This is a genomic window from Stenotrophomonas sp. RIT-551 (genome assembly GCF_026241915.1).
Taxonomy (GTDB): Bacteria; Pseudomonadota; Gammaproteobacteria; order Xanthomonadales; family Xanthomonadaceae; genus Stenotrophomonas; species Stenotrophomonas bentonitica_A.
Genome location: NZ_JAPJIU010000006.1, coordinates 152572 through 173167, shown reverse-complemented (window position 1 = coordinate 173167; position 20596 = coordinate 152572). Strand labels below are relative to the sequence as shown.

Sequence of the window (20596 nt, the reverse complement as noted above, 5' to 3'; positions counted from 1 at the left end):
GCCCTGCCAAGGGCGCCGAGGCCGTCGTCACGTCATCTTCCGTACCATGGCGTGCGGCACGCCCATTTACCGAGGATCCCGCCCCGCATGCTCCGTCTTACCCCGCTGGCCCGCCATTGTGCGCTGGCCTCGGCCGTGTTGCTGCCGTCGCTGGCGCAGGCCCAGAACACCCCCGCTCCCACCGCCCCGATCGAGCGGCTGCCCACGGTCCAGGTCCAGGCTGCGCGCGTGGCGCAGGTGGCCGATATCGACCTGCCCGCCTCGCTGACCACGGTCTGGGTGGATGAAGACCGTACCGGCCCGCTGGCCCAGCTCTCCGAGGCGCTCAACGGCATCCCCGGGGTGGTCGCGCGCGATCGTCAGAACTATGCGCAGGACACCCAGCTCTCGATCCGCGGCTTCGGCGCGCGTTCGACCTTCGGCGTGCGTGGCGTGCGCGTGCTCGTGGACGGTGTGCCGGCCACCATGCCCGACGGCCAGGGCCAGCTCTCCCACGCCAGCCTGCTCTCGGCGCAGCGCGTGGAGGTGCTGCGCGGGCCGTTCTCGGCGCTGTACGGCAACTCCTCCGGTGGCGTGGTCCAGGTGTGGAGCGCGGACGGTGCCGAAGGCGACCCGTGGCGCCTGCGGCTGGATACCGGCAGCGACAACACTGTCAGCGCCGGCGCCCAGCTGCGTGGCGTGCAGGGACCGATCCGCTACAACGTGGCCGCCAACCACTTCCGCACCGATGGCTGGCGCGACCACAGCCAGGCCCGGCGCGAATCGGTCAACGCCCGCTTGGGCACGGATGTCGGCGGCGGCCAGCTGGATCTGGTGCTGAACTACTTCGATGCGCCCGACGCGCAGGATCCACTCGGCCTGACCCGCGCCCAGGTGCGCGAGAACCCGCGCCAGGCCACCGCGGTGGCCACCCAGTACAACACCCGCAAATCCGTGCGCCAGGCCCAGGCCGGGCTGGTCTTCACCCGCACCGAAGGGGCGCAGACCTGGCGTGCGATGGGCTACGCCGGCCAGCGCAGCGTGGAGCAGTACCTGGCGATCCCACCGGGGCCGCAGGCCAACGCGCTGCATGCCGGCGGGGTGATCGATCTGGACGGCGATTACGGTGGACTCGACGCGCGCTGGGCCTGGCACGGCGACTGGGCTGGTCGACCGCTGGACGTGGTGATCGGCGCCAATGCCGACCGTCAGCAGCAGGATCGCCGCGGTTACGAGAATTTCGTCGGTGATCAGGTGGGCATCAAGGGCCGCCTGCGCCGCGACCAGAGCGACCGGGTCGAGAACGTGGACCAGTTCGCGCAGGCGTGGTGGCAGTGGGCACCGCGCTGGTCGCTGTTGCTTGGTATGCGGCACAGCACCGTGCGCTTCCGCTCCAACGACCACTACATCACCGCCGGCAATCCCGACGACAGCGGGTCGCGTCGCTACGAAGCGACCACCCCGGTGGCCGGCGTGGTGTTCCGCGCCAGCGATGCGTGGCGGCTGTATGCCTCGGCCGGGCGTGGCTTCGAGACCCCGACCTTCAACGAGCTGGGCTACCGCGCCGATGGCCAGGCCGGGCTGGCGCTGGATCTCTCGGCGGCCCGCAGCCGCAACCTGGAAGTGGGCAGCAAGTGGCACGGCCAGAGTGGCGTGCAGGTCGAGGCTGCGCTGTTCCGCGCCGATACCGATGACGAGCTGGCGGTGGCGAGCAACAGCGGCGGCCGCAGTACCTACCGCAACATCGGCCGCACCCGCCGCCAGGGCGCGGAAGCCAGCTATGTACAGCCGCTGGGTGCGCAGGCGGATCTCACGCTGGCCTACACCTGGATCGAGGCCACCGTGCGCGACCCGTATGCGCTGTGCGCGGCCAGCGGCTGCAATACGGTGGCGGCCGGGTCACGCCTGCCCGGCGTGCCCAGTCAGCAGTGGAACGCGCGGGTGCAGTACCGCCCGGGAACGTGGCAGTGGGCGGCCGAGATAGTGGCTTCCAGCGACACCGTGGTGAACGACCTGGCCACTGAGCGCGCGCCGGGCTACGCGCTGCTCAACCTGGAAATGTCACGGCGCTGGACCACCGCGCAGGGCACGCTGCGTGCCTTCGCGCGGATCGACAACGCGCTGGACCAGCGCTACATCGGCTCGGTGATCGTCAACGATGGCAACCAGCGCTTCTTCGAGCCCGGCCCGGATCGTCGCTACAACGTGGGCCTGCAGTGGCAGTGGGCGCCCTGATCGCAGCGGCTTACCTGGGCGGCTTGGCCGGCACGAACGGTGAGGTCGGGTCGCTGGCCGGGAAGGTCTCTTCCAGCGCTTCGTCCTGGTTGTCGCTGGCGTGTTCCTTGCGCTGGCGGCGCTGGTATTCATCTTCGCGGCGATGATGGCCGGCGGGGCCTTTCTCGCCGGCCGCCGAATCCTTGCGGTCGCGCGGGACGGGATCGGGCGTGACGGCCACCGGCAGGTGATCGGGCTCGTCGTCGGGCACGGACATGCCGGCGCCGCGGTCTTCGGCGTCCTGGTTGTCATGTTTGGCGCGCTGCTCGCCGGGGACCGGGGCGGTGGCGTCGCGCAGAGGATCGCGGGGCATGGGACTTCTCCAGTTGCTGTGCAGCCCACTACAGCGCGCGGCGGGTGAAGTCGCTGCGAATCCCGGTGCGTCAACGAATCTGTCACGGCTGGATAACGGCGGCGGGTCTATTCCTGCCTCCCCCACCGCTGTCGGAGTCGTGTCATGCCCCGCCTGGACCGCCGCGCCGCACCTGCGTTGTTCAACGCCTACCTGCAGCCGGAACGGAGCGGGCGCCGCGCGCGCCGCGACCGCGCCGAAGACGCGCAGGCGGTCGCCCAGGACTACCTGCAGTACATGCGCAGTGACTACGAGCAGCGCCGCAGCCAGGGGCGCCGCAGCTGGCGCGACCTGTACCCGGCCTATGCCTTCGCCCTGACCACGCATTACGCCGACTGGCCGCGCGGCGCCGATGACACCGACGGCGAGCTGGCCGAGCACTGGGAACAGATGCGCGGCCAATCGCGGCTGGGCTGGCACCAGGCACGGGCGGTGGTCGAGGATGCCTGGCTGGCGCTGGACCACATGCCGGCGGCGGCGGTGCACGGCCTGCTGCAGTAACCGCGGGCGTGCAGCCACGGCCTGCACAGGCCGGACACAGGCGTTTCACGTGCGCCGCGGTACAGCTGCCCTCCCTGTAGTGTTGGAGTGGCGCCACCATGGCCCGACCGATCTGGACCGGCACGCTGTCATTCGGGCTGCTCAATGTCCCGGTGTCGCTGATGTCCGGCGAACGCAATGTCGACCTGCACTTCCGCATGCTGGATTCGCGCGACCGCAAGCCGATCCGCTTCGAACGGGTCAACGCCGATACCGGTGAGGAAGTGCCGTGGAAAGAGATCGTCAAAGCCTACGAGTACGACAAGGGCAGCTATGTCGTGCTGGAGGAAGACGACATCCGCTCGGCCGCGCCGCAAAGCCATGAGGCGGTCGAGGTGGAGACCTTCGTCGACGCCGCCACCATCGACCCGCGGTACTACGAGAAGCCCTACCTGCTGGTGCCCGCCAAAAAAGCCGAGAAAGGCTACGTGCTGCTGCGCGAAACGCTGCGCAGCACCGGCAAGGTCGGCATAGCACGGGTGGTGGTGCGCACGCGCGAATACCTGTGCGCGGTGATGCCGCACGGCGATGCACTGGTGCTGATGATCCTGCGTTATCCACAGGAACTGGTCGACCCGGACGAGTACAAGCTGCCCAGCGGCAGCCTCGCCGAGTACCGCATCAACAGCAAGGAAACGGCGATGGCCGAGCAGTTGATCGCCTCCATGTCCGGCGAATGGAAGCCGGATGAGTACCACGATGAATTCCGCGAGCGCCTGCACACGCTGCTGAAAAAGCGGATCAAGGCCAAGGGTGGCACCACCAAGGTGGAGGAAGAGCCGGCCCCGCGCGAGGACGATGCGACCAACGTGGTCGACTTCATGTCGTTGCTGCAGAAGAGCCTGGATGCCAAGAAGCGGACGCCGGCCGCCAAAAAGTCAGCGGCGAAGAAGGCCACGGCGAAGGTCGCCAAACCCGCTGCGGCCAAAAAGACGACCAAGACAGCGGGCAAAGCGGCCAAGAAGACCACCAAGCGCGCGCCCGCGCGCAAAGCCGGGTAAGCCGACGTGTCCCTGCAGGAATATCGCCGCAAACGCCGCTTCGACGGCACCCCCGAGCCGGATGCCGAGCGCCGCGGCGCGCCGGCGCGGCGGCCGATCTTCGTGGTGCAGCTGCACCACGCCAGCTCGCGCCATTACGACTTCCGGCTGGAAGCCGATGGCGTGCTCAAGAGCTGGGCGGTGCCGAAAGGCCCCTCGCTGCGCGTCGGTGAAAAACGGCTCGCGGTGGAGGTTGAAGATCACCCGCTGTCCTACGCGACGTTTGCCGGCGATATCCCCAGCGGCCATTACGGCGCCGGGCATGTGGACGTCTACGACCACGGCACCTGGGCCTGCGATGGCGACCCGCTGGAGGCGATCGCGGCCGGCAAGGTGGACTTCGTCCTGCACGGTGAACGGCTCAAGGGCGGGTGGAAACTGGTGCGCACCGCGATGAAGGGCAAGCAGCACCAGTGGTTGCTGATCAAACGCGATGACGAGGAGGCCAGGGATATGGAGGCTGATGATCTGTTGGAGGGGGCGCCGAAGGCAGCCAAGCGCACGAGCGCGAAGAAGGTTGCCGCTGCCAACGCCAGCAACGCTGCCCCGGCAAGGAAGACCGCGCCGGCCAAGGCCGCGACAGGTAGCCCCGCACGCAAGGCCGAACGCAAGGCGGACGCGCGCTGGTCCAAGCGCGCGCTGGCCCTGCAGGGCGCTCGCACAACGCCCTACCCGCACGACTTCAAGCCCCAGCTGACCGATCACCGTGCCACCGCACCGGACGGCGAGCAGTGGCTGCACGAGATCAAATGGGACGGTTATCGCCTGCTGGCCGATGTGCGCGATGGCGTGGTGTCGCTGCGCTCGCGCGGCGGGCTGAACTGGACCGACGATTTTCCCGAGGTGGTGCAGGCGATCGAGCGGCTGCCGGTGCGCGATCTGCGCCTGGACGGTGAGCTGGTGGTGCTGGATGCGCAGGGCCGCAGTGACTTCACTGCATTGCAGAAGGTCATCGATGGCACCGCCAAACAGCCGCTGCGCTATGTGGTGTTCGACATGCCCGGCATCGCCGGGGTGGACGTCAGCCGGGTGCCCCTGCTGGAGCGCAAGGCCCTGCTCAAGGACCTGCTGGGCGCCACGCCGGGCACCCTGGCCTACAGCGACCACGTGCGCGACCACGGCCCGGCGGTGTTTGCCGCCAGTGGCGAGGCCGGCTTCGAAGGCATCATCAGCAAGCGGATCGACGCGCCCTACGTCAACGCGCGTTCGCGCGACTGGATCAAGATCAAGCACGAGAACACCGATGAGTTCCTCATCGTCGGCTATACCGAACCGAAGGGATCGCGCAGTGGCTTCGGCTCGCTGCTGATGGCCACCCCGGACAAGCGCGGGCTGCGCTATGTCGGCCGCGTCGGCACGGGCTTCGACGATGCCGCGCTGCGCGCGCTGACCAGGCAGCTGACCCCGCTGATGGTGAAGGACGCGGTGGTCGAGCTGCCTGCGCATGTGCCGTTCACCGCACGCAGCGTGCACTGGGTGAAGCCGGTGCTGGTGGCGGAGGTCGCATTCCGTGGATGGGCCAAGGAAGGGTTGCTGCGCCAGGCCAGCTTCAAGCGGCTGCGCGAGGACAAACACGCCAAGGATCTGGGCGCCACAGCTACGGCCGTCTCCCCCACCCCCTCCACTACCGCGGCCTCCGCCACCCCGGCCGGAACGGGCGGGCGAAAGAAGGCAGCTACGGCCGCGCAGGACGAGAGCACGGTGACGATCAGCCATCCCGAGCGCGTGGTGTTCGCCAAGGCGAAGATCACCAAGGGCGAGGTGGCCGACTACTACCGCCGCATGGCGCGCTGGATCCTGCCCGAGGTGGCGCGCCGCCCGCTGTCGGTGCTGCGCTGCCCGGACGGGGTGGACACGCCCTGCTTCTTCCAGAAACACCACGGCACCGGCCTGGGCGGTGCGGTCAAGGCGATTCCGCTGGAGCAGAAGAGCGGGCGCGAAGACTACCTCTACATCGAGGAGGTGGAGGGCCTGCTGCAGCTGGTGCAGATGAACACCCTGGAGCTGCATCCCTGGGGCGCCACCGTCGATGACCCCGAACATCCGGACCGGCTGGTGTTCGATCTGGATCCCGGCGAAGGCGTGAACTGGACGCAGATCAAGGCCGCCGCACGCGATGTGCGCGCGCGCCTGCAGGAAGCCGGGCTGGAGAGCTTCGTCCGGCTTTCCGGCGGCAAGGGCGTGCACGTGGTGGTGCCGCTGCAGCCCAAGGCCGACTGGGCGCAGGCCAAGGACTTCTGCGAGGCGTTTGCGCAGGCCATGGCCACCCAGGCACCGGAGCGCTATGTGGCGACGATGAGCAAGGCCAAGCGCGATGGGGTGATCTTCATCGATTGGCTGCGCAATGCGCGCGGCGCCACCAGTGTGAGCTCGTGGTCGCTGCGGGCGCGGCCCGGAGCCGGCGTGGCGGTGCCGCTGCGCTGGGAAGAGCTGGGCCGCATCGCGGCGCCGGACGCCTTCCCGATGGCGAAGGCGCTGCAGCGTGCGGAGCGGCTGAAGCAGGACCCGTGGGAAGGCATCGAGCAGGTGAAGCAGGTGCTGCCCGGCAGCTGATCAGGCGCGCGCTGGCCGGAACCGCGGGCCCACCCACAGGCCCACCAATGCCTGCACCGGCAGCGACACCAGCAGGATCACCACGAACCAGAACGGGAAATCGCTGCCGAAATCCCACGCGGTGTAGATCGAGGCGGCCGCGATCACCGCCCACACCACGCCGCCGTGCACACGTGGCCAGGTGGGCGCATAACGGCTGGCGAAGGCGATCGCAGCGATGCCGCTGAGGATCGTCCAGGCCAGGTCCCAGGCCAGCTGCGGCTCGCCGCCCGGCGGAATGCCCAGCAACGGCACCAGCCAGGAACCGAGGCTGTTGACCAGCACCATCACCGCGAACGCGAACACAACGGCCAGCACGGACAGCAGTGGATTCTTCAGGGCGGACCACACAGGCATGGCAGGGGCGTCACGGCGGGAGAGCCGCCATTATGGACGGGTTGCCGCGGCGTGGTTCAGACCCGGCCGGCGGCCTTGAGCTGCGCGAACTCCTCATCGCTGAACAAGCGCGAGCGGACCAGGAAGCGCACGCCCTCGCCGTTCTCCAGCGAGAACATGCCGCCCCGGCCGGGCACCACGTCGATGATCAGCTGCGTATGTTTCCAGTACTCGAACTGCGCGGGGCTGATGTAGAACGGCGCCCCGCCGATCTCGCCCATGCGCACGTCGCGGTCGCCCACGATGAAATCGCCCTGGGCAAAACACATCGGCGAGGAGCCGTCGCAGCAGCCACCGGACTGATGGAACAGCAGGTCGCCATGGCGGGCCTGCAATGTCTCGATCAGCTGCAGGGCCGGGAGCGTGGCCATTACCTGGAGCGGGAGGTCGGGCATGGTCGGGAATCTCCGGGAGCCGGCCAGCGAGGCCGGCACTACCGTGGAACAGGCGCTGCCGAGGTACGTCGGCAGCGCGCCGTGTGTTTTACGCGTTCATGTCGAGCACCACGCGGCCTTCGATCTTGCCGGCCTGCATGCGCGCGAAGATGTCGTTGATGTTCTCCAGCGAATCGCTGGTGACCGTTGCGGCGACCTTGCCCTGCTCGGCGAATTCCAGCGATTCCTGCAGGTCCAGCCGGGTGCCGACGATGGAGCCACGCACGGTGATGCCGTTGAGCACCATGCCGAAGATATCCAGCGGGAAGTTGCCCGGCGGCAGGCCGTTCAACGAGACGGTGCCGCCGCGGCGGACCATGCCCAGTGCCTGCTCGAAGGCCTTCGGCGAGACCGCGGTGACCAGTGCGCCGTGCGCGCCGCCGATCTCCTTCTTCAGGAACGCGGCCGGATCGGTATTGCGCGCGTTGACGGTGATCGTCGCGCCCAGCCGCTCGGCCAGCGCCAGCTTGCCGTCATCGATATCCACCGCGGCCACGTTCAGGCCCATCGCCTTGGCGTACTGCACGGCCATGTGGCCGAGCCCGCCGATGCCGGAGATCACCACCCACTGGCCGGGCTTGGTATCGGTGACCTTCAGGCCTTTGTAGACGGTGACGCCGGCACACAGGATCGGCGCGACCTCGATGAAGCCCACGCCCTTCGGCAGCAGGCCGACATAGGCCGCATTGGCCAGCGCATATTCGGCGAAGCCACCGTTCACCGAGTAGCCGGTGTTCTGCTGCGCTTCGCACAGGGTTTCCCAGCCGCCCAGGCAGTGCTCGCAGTAGCCGCACGCCGAATACAGCCACGGGATGCCGACGCGGTCGCCCTCGCGGATGTGGCTGACACCCGCACCCACCGCCACCACGTGGCCGACCCCTTCATGGCCGGGAATGAAGGGCGGGTTGGGCTTGACCGGCCAGTCACCGTCCACCGCATGCAGGTCGGTGTGGCACACGCCACAGGCTTCGATCTTCACCAGGATGTCGCCAGGCCCCGGACGCGGCACCTCGACCTCCTCGATGCGCAACGGCTTTCCGAATTCGCGGACGACAGCGGCCTTCATGGTCTTGTTCATGCGTGGATCTCCGTGGATTGCCAATGACAGCACTGTGGCGCCGGCCGCATGCCGGCGCCTTGATCGGGATCAAGCCCGGCGCGGGCTCAGAAGAAGCCCAGCTTCTTGGGCGAATAGCTGACCAGCAGGTTCTTGGTCTGCTGGTAGTGGTCGAGCATCATCTTGTGGTTCTCGCGGCCGATGCCCGACTGCTTGTAGCCGCCGAACGCGGCATGTGCCGGATAGGCGTGGTAGCAGTTGGTCCACACGCGTCCGGCCTGGATGCCACGGCCCATGCGGTACAGGCGCGACGCATCGCGGCTCCACACGCCGGCGCCGAGGCCGTACAGGGTGTCGTTGGCGAGCTCCAGCGCTTCCTCCTCGGTCTTGAACGTGGTCACCGAAACCACCGGCCCGAAGATCTCTTCCTGGAACACGCGCATCTTGTTGTGGCCCTTGAACACGGTGGGCTTCACGTAGAAGCCGCCGGCCAGGTCGCCGTCCAGCTTGGCCTGCTCACCGCCGATCAACACCTCGGCACCCTCCTGCTTGCCGATGTCGAAGTAGGAGAGGATTTTTTCCAACTGCTCGGAGGAGGCCTGCGCACCGACCATGGTGTTGGGATCGAGCGGATTGCCCTGCTTGATCGCGGCCACGCGCTTGAGCGCGCGTTCCATGAATTTCTCGTAGATCGATTCCTGGATCAGCGCGCGCGACGGGCAGGTACACACCTCGCCCTGGTTGAAGGCGAACAGCACGAAGCCTTCGATGGCCTTGTCGAGGAAGTCGTCGTCCTCGGCCATGACATCGGCGAAGAAGATGTTCGGCGATTTGCCGCCCAGCTCCAGCGTCACCGGGATCAGGTTCTGGCTGGCGTACTGCATGATCAGCCGGCCGGTGGTGGTCTCGCCGGTGAAGGCGATCTTGGCGATGCGCGGGTTGGACGCCAGCGGCTTGCCCGCCTCCACACCGAAGCCATTGACCACGTTGAGCACGCCCTTGGGCAGCAGATCGCCGATAACCTCCATCAGCACCAGGATCGAAGCCGGGGTCTGCTCGGCCGGCTTGAGCACCACGCAGTTGCCGGCGGCCAGGGCCGGGGCCAGCTTCCAGGCGGCCATCAGCATCGGGAAGTTCCACGGGATGATCTGCCCGACCACGCCGAGCGGCTCGTGGAAGTGGTAGGCGATGGTGTCCTTGTCGATCTCCGACAGGCTGCCTTCCTGCGCGCGCACGGCCCCGGCGAAGTAGCGGAAGTGGTCGGCCATCAGCGGCACGTCGGCGTTGAGCGTTTCGCGGATCGGCTTGCCGTTGTCCCAGGTCTCGGCATGCGCGAGCAGCTCGAGGTTTTCCTCGATGCGGTCGGCGATCCTGTTGAGGATATTGGCGCGTTCGGTGGTCGAGGTCTCGGCCCAGGCGGTCTTGGCCGCGTGGGCAGCGTCGAGCGCCGCTTCGATGTCTTCGGCGTTGGAACGGGCGACCTCGGTGAACACCTTGCCGGTCACCGGGGTGGTGTTTTCAAAGTACTGGCCGCTGCGCGGCGCCACCCATTCCCCGCCGATGTAGTTGCCGTAGCGCGGCTTGAAGATGGACTGCGGATCGGTGGCGTGCGGCTTGGCGGACGTGACGGCATTCATGGGTGCATCTCCGGATGGCGGTGGACAGGCCCGGTAAGGGGTCTGTTCCATGGCGCAAGGACGATGCCAGGTTCGGTGTGGTGCAGTGCGGCATGGCGCTACGCGGCGCACGGACTGGAGAGGGCCACTGAAACTGATGCAGTGCACCACGGCCGGTCATTGCGCGGTAACCCCGGGTGTGGTGTTTATCGGAACAGGCCCCGCTACAACTGTCGCAGATTGCGACACTGGAGAACCCAGGTGTCCCAGCTTCCGCTCCAGCACCGTGTCGGCAATGCGCGCCGCTCGTTCTTCGAACGTGGCGCGGCACCGGTCGGTATCGTGCCCGACACCATCCTGCAGTCCTGGCAACGCTGCCAGCGCGGTGGGCTCTCGGTGGATGCGCAGCCGGAGGTCGAGCCGCTGCCGGACGCGCGCCTGCGCGAACTGCGGCAGCGCCAGGAAACGCTGTGGCGGCTGGCGCGCCCGGAGCTGGATGGCCTGGCCGCCGACATCGCCGCGACCGGCAGCATCGCGCTGCTGACCGATGAAGCCGGCTGGATCCTGGATGCCGAGGGCAACCCGGCGTTTCTGGACAAGGCCGGGCGCGTGGCGCTGATGCCCGGCGTGCGCTGGGATGAAACCACGGTGGGCACCAATGCGATCGGCACCGCGATCGTCGAAGGCCGCTCGGTGGAAGTGCGCGGTGGCGAGCACTACTTCGCCCCGCACGCGATCCTGACCTGTTCGGCGACGCCGATCTTCGATCCCTACGGGCAGCGCGTGGGGGTACTGGATATCTCCGGCGATGCGCGCCAGCAGCACCTGCATGCCCGCGTCCTGGCGCGGCAGGCGGTGGCGCACATCGAACACCGTTACTTCGAGGCAGGGCTGGGCGACTGCGAGGTGGTCCGCCTGCATCACGACGCCGGGCTGCTCGGCACCGCGCGCGAAGGCGTGCTGGGCTTCCGCAATGGCCGCCTGGTGGCCGCCAACCGTGCCGGGCTGGCCCTGTTCGGCCTGGACCACGGCGACATCGGCAGGGCGCCCTACGAGGCGTTGTTCGATGGCCCGCTATCGCGGCTGCACGATGATGGCGCGCTGGTCGACCGCCAGGGACGCGCGCTGTATGGCCACGTGAGCCCGTCCGGTGGCGCCACGGTACGCTCGCCACTGCCCGCGCGGCCGACCCCCGCGGCACCCGCGCGCGCCGCCGCAGCTGCGGTGCGGGTGGACGCCACGCCGCTGTTCGATGCGGCCCAGCAGCAGGTGCTCGAGCGCGCCTGCCGCGTGCTGGATGCGCAGCTGCCGGTGCTGCTGCAGGGGGAGACCGGTACCGGCAAGGAAGTCTTCGCACGTGAGCTGCACCGGCGCAGTACGCGTGCCGACAAGCCGTTCGTGGCGGTCAACTGTGCGGCGCTGCCGGAAGGCCTGATCGAAGCCGAGCTGTTCGGCTACGAGGAAGGTGCCTTCACCGGCGCGCGCAAGAGCGGCAACACCGGCCTGCTGCGCCAAGCCCAGGGCGGGGTGCTGTTCCTCGATGAGATCGGCGACATGCCGCTGGCGCTGCAGCCGCGGCTGCTGCGCGTGCTGCAGGAGCGCACCCTGTCACCGCTGGGCGGCGGCAAGCCGGTGCAGCTGGATTTCGCCTTGATCTGCGCCACCCACCGCGATCTGGACCAGGCAATGGCCGCCGGTGACTTCCGCAGCGATCTCTACTACCGCATCGCCGATCACAGCGTGCGCCTGCCGGCGCTGCGCGAGCATGCCGACCGTGCAGCGCTGGTGCGTGGCCTGTGGCAGCGGCTGGGCCAGGGCCGCGAACTGGAGACCCCGGCGCTGGAGGCGCTGGCTGGATACACCTGGCCGGGCAATGTGCGGCAGCTGTGTTCCTGCCTGCGCACGCTGGTGGCGCTGAGCGATCCGGGTGACGTGATCCGGCACGGCATGCTGCCGGCGTATCTGCAGGCGGCGCCTGCGCCGGTGATGCCGTCCACGGCCGATGGTCTGGAGGCGATGACCGAAACCGCCATGCGCGATGCGCTGCGCGCCAGCCATGGCAATGTCGCCCAGGCCGCGCGCGCGCTGGGCATCAGTCGCAGCACCCTGTATCGCCGCGTCGGGGCGACGGCCCGCCGCCACTGAGGCGGCAGGCCGTGCGGGCTCAGCCGACCAGCGCGGCCGAATCGCGCGCGAGCTGCTCGATGCCGGCCCAGTCCCTGGCCTGCAGCAGCGCCCGCGTGGTGAGCCACGAACCGCCCACGCACAGCACGTTGGGCAGATGCAGGAAATCGCGCGCGGTCTGCGCGCTGATGCCGCCGGTCGGGCAGAACCGCACATCGCCGAACGGGCCGTTCCATGCCGAGAGCATGGCCGCGCCGCCGGCCTGCACCGCCGGGAAGAACTTGAAGGTATCCAGACCCTGCTCCAGGCCGAGCATCAGCTCCGACGAGGTCGCCACGCCCGGCAGGAACGGCAGATCGGTATCGCGCGCGGCGGCGTACAGGCGCGAGGTCGCGCCCGGCGATACCGCAAAGCGCCCGCCCACCTGCTTGACCTGCTCCATCTGCGCGGCCGTCAACACGGTACCGGCGCCGACCACGGCATCGGGCACGGCCTCGACCATCGCCTGGATCGCCTCCATCGCCATCGGCGTGCGCAGCGTCACTTCGATCACCGGCAGGCCGCCGTTGAACAGGGCACGCGCGACCTCGACCGCATCCTCGACATTTTCCGGGGTGAACACCGGAATCACCGGGGCCAGTTTCAGGACTGCGCGTACGCGCGGATCAGCGCCGGACATCGAATCGCTCCTCGCCCGTGAGGGCCATGATGTCAGCCTCGCTGACAGGGTTGAAATCGCCGGGGATGGAATGCTTCAGGCAGCCTGCGGCCAGGCCGAAGCGCACGATCATGTCCGGCGCGAAGCCGCGCATCATGCCATGCAGGATGCCGGCGGCGAAGGCATCGCCACCGCCAATGCGGTCCACGATGCCGATCATCTCGCGGGTGGGTGCCACGGCGCGGGTGCCATCGCGGCCGATCAGCATCGCGCCGAGCGAATGGGTGTCCACACTGTGCGGGGTGCGCTGGGTGCAGGCCATCCACTGCAGCCGCGGGAAGGCCGCGAAGGCCTGTGCGGCGGCTGCATCGACCCGCTGGTGCACATCGGCCTGCCCGAATTCACCCCCGAGCACCACCCCGATATCGCGGTAGTCCGCGAAGACCAGATCGGCGCAGGCGAACAGCTCGCGCAGGATGCCGGGTGCATCACCCTGCCAGCGCGCCCACAGCGACGGGCGGAAGTTGCCATCGAAGGACACCTTCACGCCCCGCGCGCATGCCGCACGCGCGGCGGCCAGCGTGGCCTGGGCCATGGCCGGGTTGAGCGCCGGGCTGACCCCGGACAGGTGCAGCCAGTCGGCACCGGTCAACAGCGTGTCCCAGTCGTAGTCGGCGGCGCTGCTGTTGGCGAAGGCCGAATCGGCGCGGTCGTAGACCACTTCGCTGGCACGCTGCACGGCGCCGGTGGTCAGGAAGTACAGGCCCATGCGGCCCTCGGTGCGGCGCACCGCTGCGGTGTCCACCCCGTGCCGGCGCAGTTCGCCCACGGCGTACTCGCCCAGCGGGTTGGCCGGCACCGTGCTGACCGCGGCCACTGCATGCCCCAGATGGGCCAGAGAGACACCGACATTGGCCTCCGCACCCCCGGCGTGCACGGCCAGCTGCGGGCTCTGCAGCAACAGCTCCCGGCCGGGCGCGCTCATGCGCAACAACAACTCTCCGAAACAGACAACACGACTCATGGTCCTGGATCCTTGTGAGGGCCGCGGCCGCCACGCAGGCGCCCGACAGCAATGGCTAGCGGTGTCATTCTAGCGATGGACGCCGCCCCGTCCACCTGTCCCGAATGTCGGAACCATTGTCCTGCAAGCGTCTGCGGGACATTGAAAGTCTGCTGCGGTGCAAGATGCCGGATCAGTAACGGGCTGTTAACGTCCGCCCTGACCAGCGGTGTCATTGCACTGACATGTCGTTGGATAGCTGTTTCATGTAGCACCTTGGGAGAGGGAAAACATGCAAGTCCAGAACACGCAGAAAAAGACACCGGTTACCTTGCTCGCATTGTCGATCGGCCTGGCGCTGAGTGGTACCGCGCTGGCCCAGGATGCGGGGACCAACCCCACCGATCTGGATACCGTCGTCGTCACCGGCTACCGCGCCAGTGTCGAGAAGGCGCTGGACATCAAGCGCGGCGAAGCCGGCGTGGTCGACGCCATCGTCGCCGAGGATATCGGCAAGTTCCCCGATCTGAACCTGGCCGAGTCGCTGCAGCGCATCCCGGGCGTGGTCATCACCCGCGAAGCGGGCGAAGGCCGCAACATCTCCGTGCGTGGCCTGGGCCCGGATTTCACCCGCGTGCGCATCAACGGCATGGAAGCGCTGACCACGGTCGGTGCCGGTGACCAGAGTGGCGGCACCAACCGCGGCCGCGGCTTCGACTTCAACGTGTTCGCCTCGGACCTGTTCTCGCAGCTGATGGTGCGCAAGACCGCCTCGGCCGACGTCGAGGAAGGCTCGCTGGGGGCCACGGTCGACCTGCGCACCGCGCGCCCGTTCGACTATGACGGCTTCACCTTTGCCGCCAGCGGCCAGGCCGGTTACAACGCGATGGCCGAAAAAGCCGACCCGCGCATGGCCGCACTGATTTCCAACACCTTCGCCGACGGCACCTTCGGTGCGTTGCTGTCGGTGGCCTATTCCGAGCGCCAGGCGCTGGAAGAAGGCTCCAACACCGGCCGCTGGGCCAACGGCCCGAGCAACGGCAACTTCAACGCGGCCTCGCCGTTCGCCGCCGCCCGTTCGGCCGACGTCTACCACCCGCGCTTCCCGCGCTACGTGCAGATGGAGCATGAGCAGAAGCGCCTGGGCGTGACCGGCACCCTGCAGTGGAAGCCCAGCGACGCCACCGAGTTCTCGCTGGATGCGCTGTATTCCAAGATCGATGCGACCCGCGACGAGCACTACATCGAAGCGATCTCCTTCAGCCGTGGCACCAGCACCACGCCGCGCCTGGTCGGCAAGCCGGCGATGATCGTCAAGAATGGCGTGATCGAGAACAACGCACTGGTCTACGGCGAGTTCGACAACGTCGACATCCGCACCGAAAACCGCCATGACGAGTGGAGCACCGAGTTCAAGCAGCTCAGCCTCAATGGCCAGCACCGCTTCGGCGATGACTTCACCTTGTCCGGCAAGGTCGGCATCTCGCGCTCCAAGCACGAGAACCCGGTGCAGACCACGATCATCATGGACAAGTACGACGTCGACAATTACAGCTACGACTACCGGGGCAACAGCCGGTTCCCGACGCTGAACTACGGCATCGACCCGACCAACCCGGCGGGCTGGGAACTGGCGGAAATCCGCCTGCGCCCGCAGTACGTGGACAATGACTTCGATACCGGCCAGCTCGACTTCAACTGGAACATCAGCCCGGGCTTCCGCCTGAAGGGCGGCGTGCTGGCCAAGGACTACACCTTCAAGACCACCGAGCTGCGCCGTGCCAGCGAACTGGCCGTGCCCAACTTCGCCGATGGCACCAAGATCGTGCCGGTGGACATGACCGAGCAGGCCGGCCTGAAGGGCATCAACGGCAGCCCGTCCAACTGGGTGGTGCCGGACCTGAACGCGATTGCCGATCAGTTCGACATCTACAGCAACAGCGGCATCTTCGCCGTCGCCCCGCGCGCCAACAACGTGCGCAGCGTCGAAGAGAAGGACCGTGGTGCCTACCTGATGGGCGAGTTCTCCACCGAACTGGGCAGCCTGCCGCTGTCGGGCAACGTCGGTGTGCGCTACGTGCGCACCAAGCAGAGCTCCACCGGCCTGTCCACGCTGGCCACCGGTACGGTCTCCACCACCGAGAACCGCACCTACAACGACACCCTGCCCTCGTTCAACCTGGTGGCTGAAGTCACCCCGGACTTCCTGATCCGCCTCGGCGCGGCCAAGGTGATGAGCCGCCCGGGCCTGGGCAGCCTGACGCCGGGCGCAACGGTGGCCGTGGCCGGTGGTGCGCGCACCATCTCCAGCGGCAACCCGGACCTGGAGCCGATCCGCGCGACCAACGTCGACCTCGGCTTCGAGTGGTACTTCGCCGAAGGCGCGATGGCCGGCATCGGGCTGTTCTACAAGGACATCGAGAGCTTCGTGCAGACCACCCGCGAAGTGCGTCCGTACTCCGACAGCGGCCTGCCCGCCTCGCTGCTGATCGGCACCGGTGCCTCGCCCGCCGATGACTTCACCTACAGCCGCCCGGTCAACACCCCGGGCGGTGAACTGCACGGCGTGGAAGCCAACTACACCCAGCCGTTCACCTTCCTGCCAGGCAAGTGGTCCAACCTGGGCGTGCAGTTGAACTACACCTGGGTGGAATCGCAGATCCAGTACCTCAACGCGGCCGGCCAGCCGGTGATGAAGACCGACCTGACCGGCCTGTCCAAGTCGTCCTGGAACGCCACGCTGTTCTACGAAGGCAAGGTCTTCTCCGGCCGCGTCTCGGCAACCAACCGCGATGACTACCTGACCCAGGCACCGGGTACGGAAACCGGCTTCAACCTGGACGGTTACCACGGCATGACCGGCACCACCGTCATCGATGCCTCGATCCGCTACACGATCAGCGACCAGCTCGAACTGAGCCTGGAAGGCATCAACCTGACCAACGAAGCCTCCGACGAGTGGGTCTACTCGCCGGCCACCGGTCGCCTGCCGCTGCAGTACACCGAAACCGGCCGCCAGTTCCTGCTCGGCGTGCGCTACAAGTTCTGATTCAACGGCAGTACCCGCCGGCGGCGTGAGTGATCACGCCGCCGGCTGCGCGCGCGCCGCCATCGTTGCCATCCCACGACTCTCTCCAGCGAATGCACGCTGCTGCGGCGCAAGATGCCGCCGCGTGAAGGGTTTGTTACGTTTCGGATGACCAGCGGTGTCACCGCGGCAATGCGCGCTGGACGCTCCGGGGGAGGCCGGACGTCATGACTCATCAACATCACGGTCGCATGGCGGCGAACCCTGGGAGGGGCTTACACACGATGGAACGACTCGACACCCGTAAAAAGACACCGGTTACCTTGCTTGCAGTATCGATCGCCTTCGCGCTGCAGGGCGTGGCTGGCATCGCCGCGGCACAGCAGACGCCGGAACAGGCCGCGTCACTCAACGCGGTCGATCTGGACAAGGTGGAGGTCAAGGCGACCTACCGCGAAAGCCTGCAGCAGTCGCTGGATGAAAAGCGCTACAGCGTCGAGCAGGTCGATGCGATCTACGCCGAAGACATCGGCAAGTTCCCGGATCTGAACCTGGCCGAGTCGATGCAGCGCATCGCCGGCGTCTCGATCGACCGTGAAGGCGGCGAAGGCCAGCAGATCTCCGTGCGCGGCCTGGGCTCGGACTTCACCCGCGTGCGCATCAACGGCCTGGAAGCGCTGTCCACCGCAGGCAGCGGCACCACCGGCGTCAACCGCAGCCGCGGCTTCGACTTCAATACCTTCGCCTCGGAGCTGTTCAGCCGGGTCAAGATCAACAAGACCCAGTCGGCGCAGACCGATGAGGGCTCGCTCGGCGCCACCGTCGATCTTCGCGGCTCGCGCCCGTTCGATTTCGAGGGCTTCCAGGCCTCGCTCGGCGGCCAGTACGGCTTCAACGAGCTCTCCAGGAACAAGGACCCGCGCATCTCCGGGCTGATCAGCAACACCTGGGCCGACGGCCGGGTCGGCGCGCTGATGTCGGTGGCCTACAGCAAGCGCACCATCTTCGAAGAAGGCTACAACCCGGTCCGCTGGGAGCACGGCAACTACCGCAACTCCAACCAGAGCACCGCGGCCAACAACGGCACCTACGGCTTCTGCAGCCCGGCCGGCTACGACCCGCAGACCCCGCGCAACCCGCTGGCCAATGAAACCGCCGCCGGTGTCGGCAGCGCCGCCAACCAGGCGCGCAGCAACGGCTGGGGCAGCTACGGCATCGATGCGACCCACTGCGGCCCCGGCCTGGATCGCCCGGCCGCGACGGCGGAGAACATCGCCGCCTACGAGACCGCGACCAACGCCTGGATCCCGCGTTACCCGCGTTATATCCGCACCGAACATGAGATCGAGCGCCTGGGTGTCACCGGCGCGCTGCAGTTCAAGGTCAGCGACGACACGCAGTTGAACCTGGACATGCTGTACTCCAAGCTCGACAAGAACGTGCGCGAAGACTCCATCGGCGCCAACCTGCATCGCACCGCGCAGTACGGCGGCAAGACCCAGATCGTGGTCCGCGAGGCGCAGGCCGATGAGCAGAACCGCCTGACCTACGGCGTGTTCGACAACGTCGACTTCCGCACCGAATCCACCGCCATCGAAGAAAGCACCGAGTTCAAGCAGTTCAGCCTGAACCTGGAGCATCGCTTCAACGATGCGGTGCGCCTGGATGCCGTGGTCGGCCACTCCGAGTCGAACTATGAGCGGCCGATCTTCTCGATGGTCAGCTTCGACAACAGCAACCTGGATGGCTTCGTGCTGGACATGCGCAACGGCAAGGTGCCGGCGATGTCCTTCCCGTTCGATCTCAACGCCGTGGACAACTGGAAGTGGCTCGGCTACGGCAGCACGCCGGTCAACGCCAACGGCACCGCGCGTGGCGGCAACATCAGTGAAGTGCGCTTGAATCCGCAGTACGTCGACAACGCCTTCGACACGGCCAAGGTCGATCTGACCTTCGATATCAGCCCCACCTTCACCCTGCGCGGCGGTCTGGCCTACAAGGACTACGACATGAGCACGCAGGAGTTCCGCAACATCAGTTACGGGCGCCTGTCGCAGGCACTGCCGGCCGGCGTCACCGTCGGTGACCTGAGCGATACGCTGAGCGGCTTCGGCAAGGGCATGGACGGCAACCTGCCCAACAGCTGGCTGGTGCCGGACTTCAACCAGATCGCCAAGCTGCTGGACATCTACTGCAACTGCGACACCGGTACCCTGGGCGGCGACTACCGCCTGGCCAGCGTGGGCCACTTCGGCGCGTCCAACAACAACTTCGACGTCAACGAGAAGAGCTACGGCAGCTACCTGCAGCTCGACTTCAACACCGACCTGCTGGGCCGCGCGTTCCGTGGCAACCTCGGCGTGCGCTATGTGCAGACGCGGATCACCGCCGATGGCTATGCGCCGTGCACCGCGGCCAATGCGACCGATCTGTCTTCGGCCTGCGCGCCGTTCTTCGGGGTGGCCAGCGCCACCGCCGATCCCGGCGAGCGCCTGCAGGTCGCCACCCGGGTCGGCCACAAGTACGACGACTGGCTGCCCTCGCTGAACCTGGCCTGGGACCTGAGCGACACCTTCGTTCTGCGCTTCGGCGCGGCCAAGACCATGGCCCGCCCGACCCTGTCCAACCTGTCGCCCAGCGTCAGCGGGGGACCCACCGCGTACTTCGATGACGACCGCAGCTACTCGATCAACCTGGGCAACCCCAAGTTGGATCCGTTCCGCTCGACCAACTACGACCTGAGCGCGGAGTGGTACTTCGAGGAAGGGGCCCTGCTGTCGGCGGCGCTGTTCTACAAGGATATCGACAGCTACGTGCAGCGCACGCGCCTGCTCACCACCTGGGCGGACATGGGCTACTCGCTGGACCTGCTGCCGACCGGCTTCAGCCCGGACACCGTGTTCAACGTGCAGAGCTACTTCAACACCCCGGGCGGCCCGCTCAAGGGCTATGAAGTGTCCTACCAGCAGCCTTTCAGCTTCCTGCCCGGCTTCTGGAAGAACTTCGGCGTGCAGCTGAACTACACGCACGTCGAGTCGAAGATCAAGTACATGTTCAGCTCGGGCACCGGCAGCACGATCGTCACCACCTACACCGAGAACGACCTGCTGAATCTCTCGCCGAACTCCTACAACGCCACGCTGTACTACGACGACGGCCGCTTCAGCGCCCGCGTCTCCACCAGCTACCGCGACGCGTACATCAGCACGATCCTCTCGCAGGAGAACGTGTGGGACCTGGACGGCAACCAGTTCGCCACCGCCGACGTGCAGGGCAAGTACAGCGTGGAGAACGTGGACTTCAACATGTCCTACAAGGTCAACAAGAACCTCTCGCTGACCTTCGAGGCGATCAACCTGCTTGACACCGCCGACGAGCGCTACGTCGATTCAGCGCTGTCGCTGCCGGATCGCTACACCCATACGGGCCGCCAGTACTACCTCGGCCTGCGTTACAAGTTCTGACCGTGCTGCGTCTTCCGCCACAGGTATCGCGCCCGCTTG

The 20596-nt window shown here is 67.4% G+C and carries 14 protein-coding genes; 7 read left to right on the top strand and 7 right to left on the bottom strand.

Going from position 1 to position 20596, the window contains the following annotated elements:
* The first annotated feature begins 87 nt into the window (after positions 1 to 87).
* Complete coding sequence (locus ORK51_RS09780) at positions 88 to 2214, top strand: TonB-dependent receptor family protein (RefSeq protein ID WP_070426296.1); 2127 nt, start codon at positions 88 to 90, stop codon at positions 2212 to 2214.
* 10 nt (positions 2215 to 2224) lie between these two features.
* On the opposite strand, the gene ORK51_RS09775 is transcribed toward ORK51_RS09780, so the two are convergent.
* The gene (locus ORK51_RS09775; RefSeq protein WP_046272249.1) at positions 2225 to 2566 is read right to left on the bottom strand and encodes a hypothetical protein; all 342 of its coding nucleotides are present in this window, start codon (positions 2564 to 2566) and stop codon (positions 2225 to 2227) included.
* A gap of 144 nt (positions 2567 to 2710) precedes the next feature.
* On the opposite strand from ORK51_RS09775, the gene ORK51_RS09770 reads away from it, so the two are divergent.
* The 3 genes from ORK51_RS09770 to ligD all read left to right on the top strand — a co-directional run bounded on the left by ORK51_RS09770 (position 2711) and on the right by ligD (position 6738).
* On the top strand, positions 2711 to 3106 hold the full coding sequence (locus tag ORK51_RS09770; protein WP_019184068.1) for a hypothetical protein: 396 nt from the start codon (positions 2711 to 2713) through the stop codon (positions 3104 to 3106).
* A 98-nt stretch (positions 3107 to 3204) separates the two neighbouring features.
* Positions 3205 to 4146, top strand: coding sequence for a non-homologous end joining protein Ku (gene ku / locus ORK51_RS09765; RefSeq protein ID WP_266084809.1), 942 nt, complete (start codon positions 3205 to 3207; stop codon positions 4144 to 4146).
* A gap of 6 nt (positions 4147 to 4152) precedes the next feature.
* Positions 4153 to 6738: a DNA ligase D gene (gene ligD, locus ORK51_RS09760; protein WP_266084808.1), complete on the top strand. Its 2586-nt coding sequence runs from the start codon at positions 4153 to 4155 to the stop codon at positions 6736 to 6738.
* Here ligD and ORK51_RS09755 read toward each other — a convergent pair whose 3' ends face one another.
* The 4 genes from ORK51_RS09755 to adh all read right to left on the bottom strand — a co-directional run bounded on the left by ORK51_RS09755 (position 6739) and on the right by adh (position 10301).
* Positions 6739 to 7134: a hypothetical protein gene (locus ORK51_RS09755; RefSeq protein ID WP_266084807.1), complete on the bottom strand. Its 396-nt coding sequence runs from the start codon at positions 7132 to 7134 to the stop codon at positions 6739 to 6741.
* A 56-nt stretch (positions 7135 to 7190) separates the two neighbouring features.
* The gene (locus ORK51_RS09750; RefSeq protein WP_026069918.1) at positions 7191 to 7568 is read right to left on the bottom strand and encodes a DUF779 domain-containing protein; all 378 of its coding nucleotides are present in this window, start codon (positions 7566 to 7568) and stop codon (positions 7191 to 7193) included.
* Positions 7569 to 7656: 88 nt separating this feature from the next.
* The gene (gene adhP / locus ORK51_RS09745; protein ID WP_266084806.1) at positions 7657 to 8685 is read right to left on the bottom strand and encodes an alcohol dehydrogenase AdhP; all 1029 of its coding nucleotides are present in this window, start codon (positions 8683 to 8685) and stop codon (positions 7657 to 7659) included.
* Between the two features lie 86 nt (positions 8686 to 8771).
* Positions 8772 to 10301: an aldehyde dehydrogenase gene (gene adh / locus ORK51_RS09740; RefSeq protein ID WP_019184074.1), complete on the bottom strand. Its 1530-nt coding sequence runs from the start codon at positions 10299 to 10301 to the stop codon at positions 8772 to 8774.
* A 240-nt stretch (positions 10302 to 10541) separates the two neighbouring features.
* Between adh and ORK51_RS09735 the strand changes: the two genes are divergently transcribed.
* Positions 10542 to 12425 (top strand): sigma-54-dependent Fis family transcriptional regulator, encoded by a 1884-nt coding sequence (locus ORK51_RS09735; RefSeq protein ID WP_266084805.1) that lies wholly within the window; start codon positions 10542 to 10544, stop codon positions 12423 to 12425.
* Between the two features lie 19 nt (positions 12426 to 12444).
* On the opposite strand, the gene eda is transcribed toward ORK51_RS09735, so the two are convergent.
* Positions 12445 to 13083, bottom strand: a complete 639-nt coding sequence (eda, locus tag ORK51_RS09730; RefSeq protein ID WP_266084804.1) for a bifunctional 4-hydroxy-2-oxoglutarate aldolase/2-dehydro-3-deoxy-phosphogluconate aldolase — start codon at positions 13081 to 13083, stop codon at positions 12445 to 12447.
* Entirely contained in the window at positions 13070 to 14086 is a 1017-nt protein-coding gene (locus tag ORK51_RS09725; protein WP_266084803.1) for a sugar kinase, read from the bottom strand. Before ORK51_RS09725 ends, eda begins: the two co-directional genes overlap by 14 nt.
* Positions 14087 to 14357: 271 nt before the next feature.
* On the opposite strand from ORK51_RS09725, the gene ORK51_RS09720 reads away from it, so the two are divergent.
* A complete protein-coding gene (locus ORK51_RS09720) occupies positions 14358 to 17114 on the top strand; it encodes a TonB-dependent receptor (protein WP_070426305.1) in 2757 nt (918 codons plus the stop codon).
* 263 nt (positions 17115 to 17377) lie between these two features.
* Positions 17378 to 20557, top strand: a complete 3180-nt coding sequence (locus ORK51_RS09715; protein WP_070426306.1) for a TonB-dependent receptor — start codon at positions 17378 to 17380, stop codon at positions 20555 to 20557.
* The last annotated feature ends 39 nt before the right edge of the window (positions 20558 to 20596 follow it).

Coding starts and splice junctions, on each gene's coding strand:
- ORK51_RS09715 (WP_070426306.1), top strand. CDS start 17,378: ATGGAACGACTCGACACCCGTAAAAAGACACCGGTTACCTTGCTTGCA.
- ku (WP_266084809.1), top strand. CDS start 3,205: ATGGCCCGACCGATCTGGACCGGCACGCTGTCATTCGGGCTGCTCAAT.
- eda (WP_266084804.1), bottom strand. CDS start 13,083: ATGTCCGGCGCTGATCCGCGCGTACGCGCAGTCCTGAAACTGGCCCCG.
- ORK51_RS09750 (WP_026069918.1), bottom strand. CDS start 7,568: ATGCCCGACCTCCCGCTCCAGGTAATGGCCACGCTCCCGGCCCTGCAG.
- ORK51_RS09725 (WP_266084803.1), bottom strand. CDS start 14,086: ATGAGTCGTGTTGTCTGTTTCGGAGAGTTGTTGTTGCGCATGAGCGCG.
- adhP (WP_266084806.1), bottom strand. CDS start 8,685: ATGAACAAGACCATGAAGGCCGCTGTCGTCCGCGAATTCGGAAAGCCG.
- ORK51_RS09720 (WP_070426305.1), top strand. CDS start 14,358: ATGCAAGTCCAGAACACGCAGAAAAAGACACCGGTTACCTTGCTCGCA.
- ORK51_RS09755 (WP_266084807.1), bottom strand. CDS start 7,134: ATGCCTGTGTGGTCCGCCCTGAAGAATCCACTGCTGTCCGTGCTGGCC.
- adh (WP_019184074.1), bottom strand. CDS start 10,301: ATGAATGCCGTCACGTCCGCCAAGCCGCACGCCACCGATCCGCAGTCC.
- ORK51_RS09770 (WP_019184068.1), top strand. CDS start 2,711: ATGCCCCGCCTGGACCGCCGCGCCGCACCTGCGTTGTTCAACGCCTAC.
- ORK51_RS09775 (WP_046272249.1), bottom strand. CDS start 2,566: ATGCCCCGCGATCCTCTGCGCGACGCCACCGCCCCGGTCCCCGGCGAG.
- ORK51_RS09780 (WP_070426296.1), top strand. CDS start 88: ATGCTCCGTCTTACCCCGCTGGCCCGCCATTGTGCGCTGGCCTCGGCC.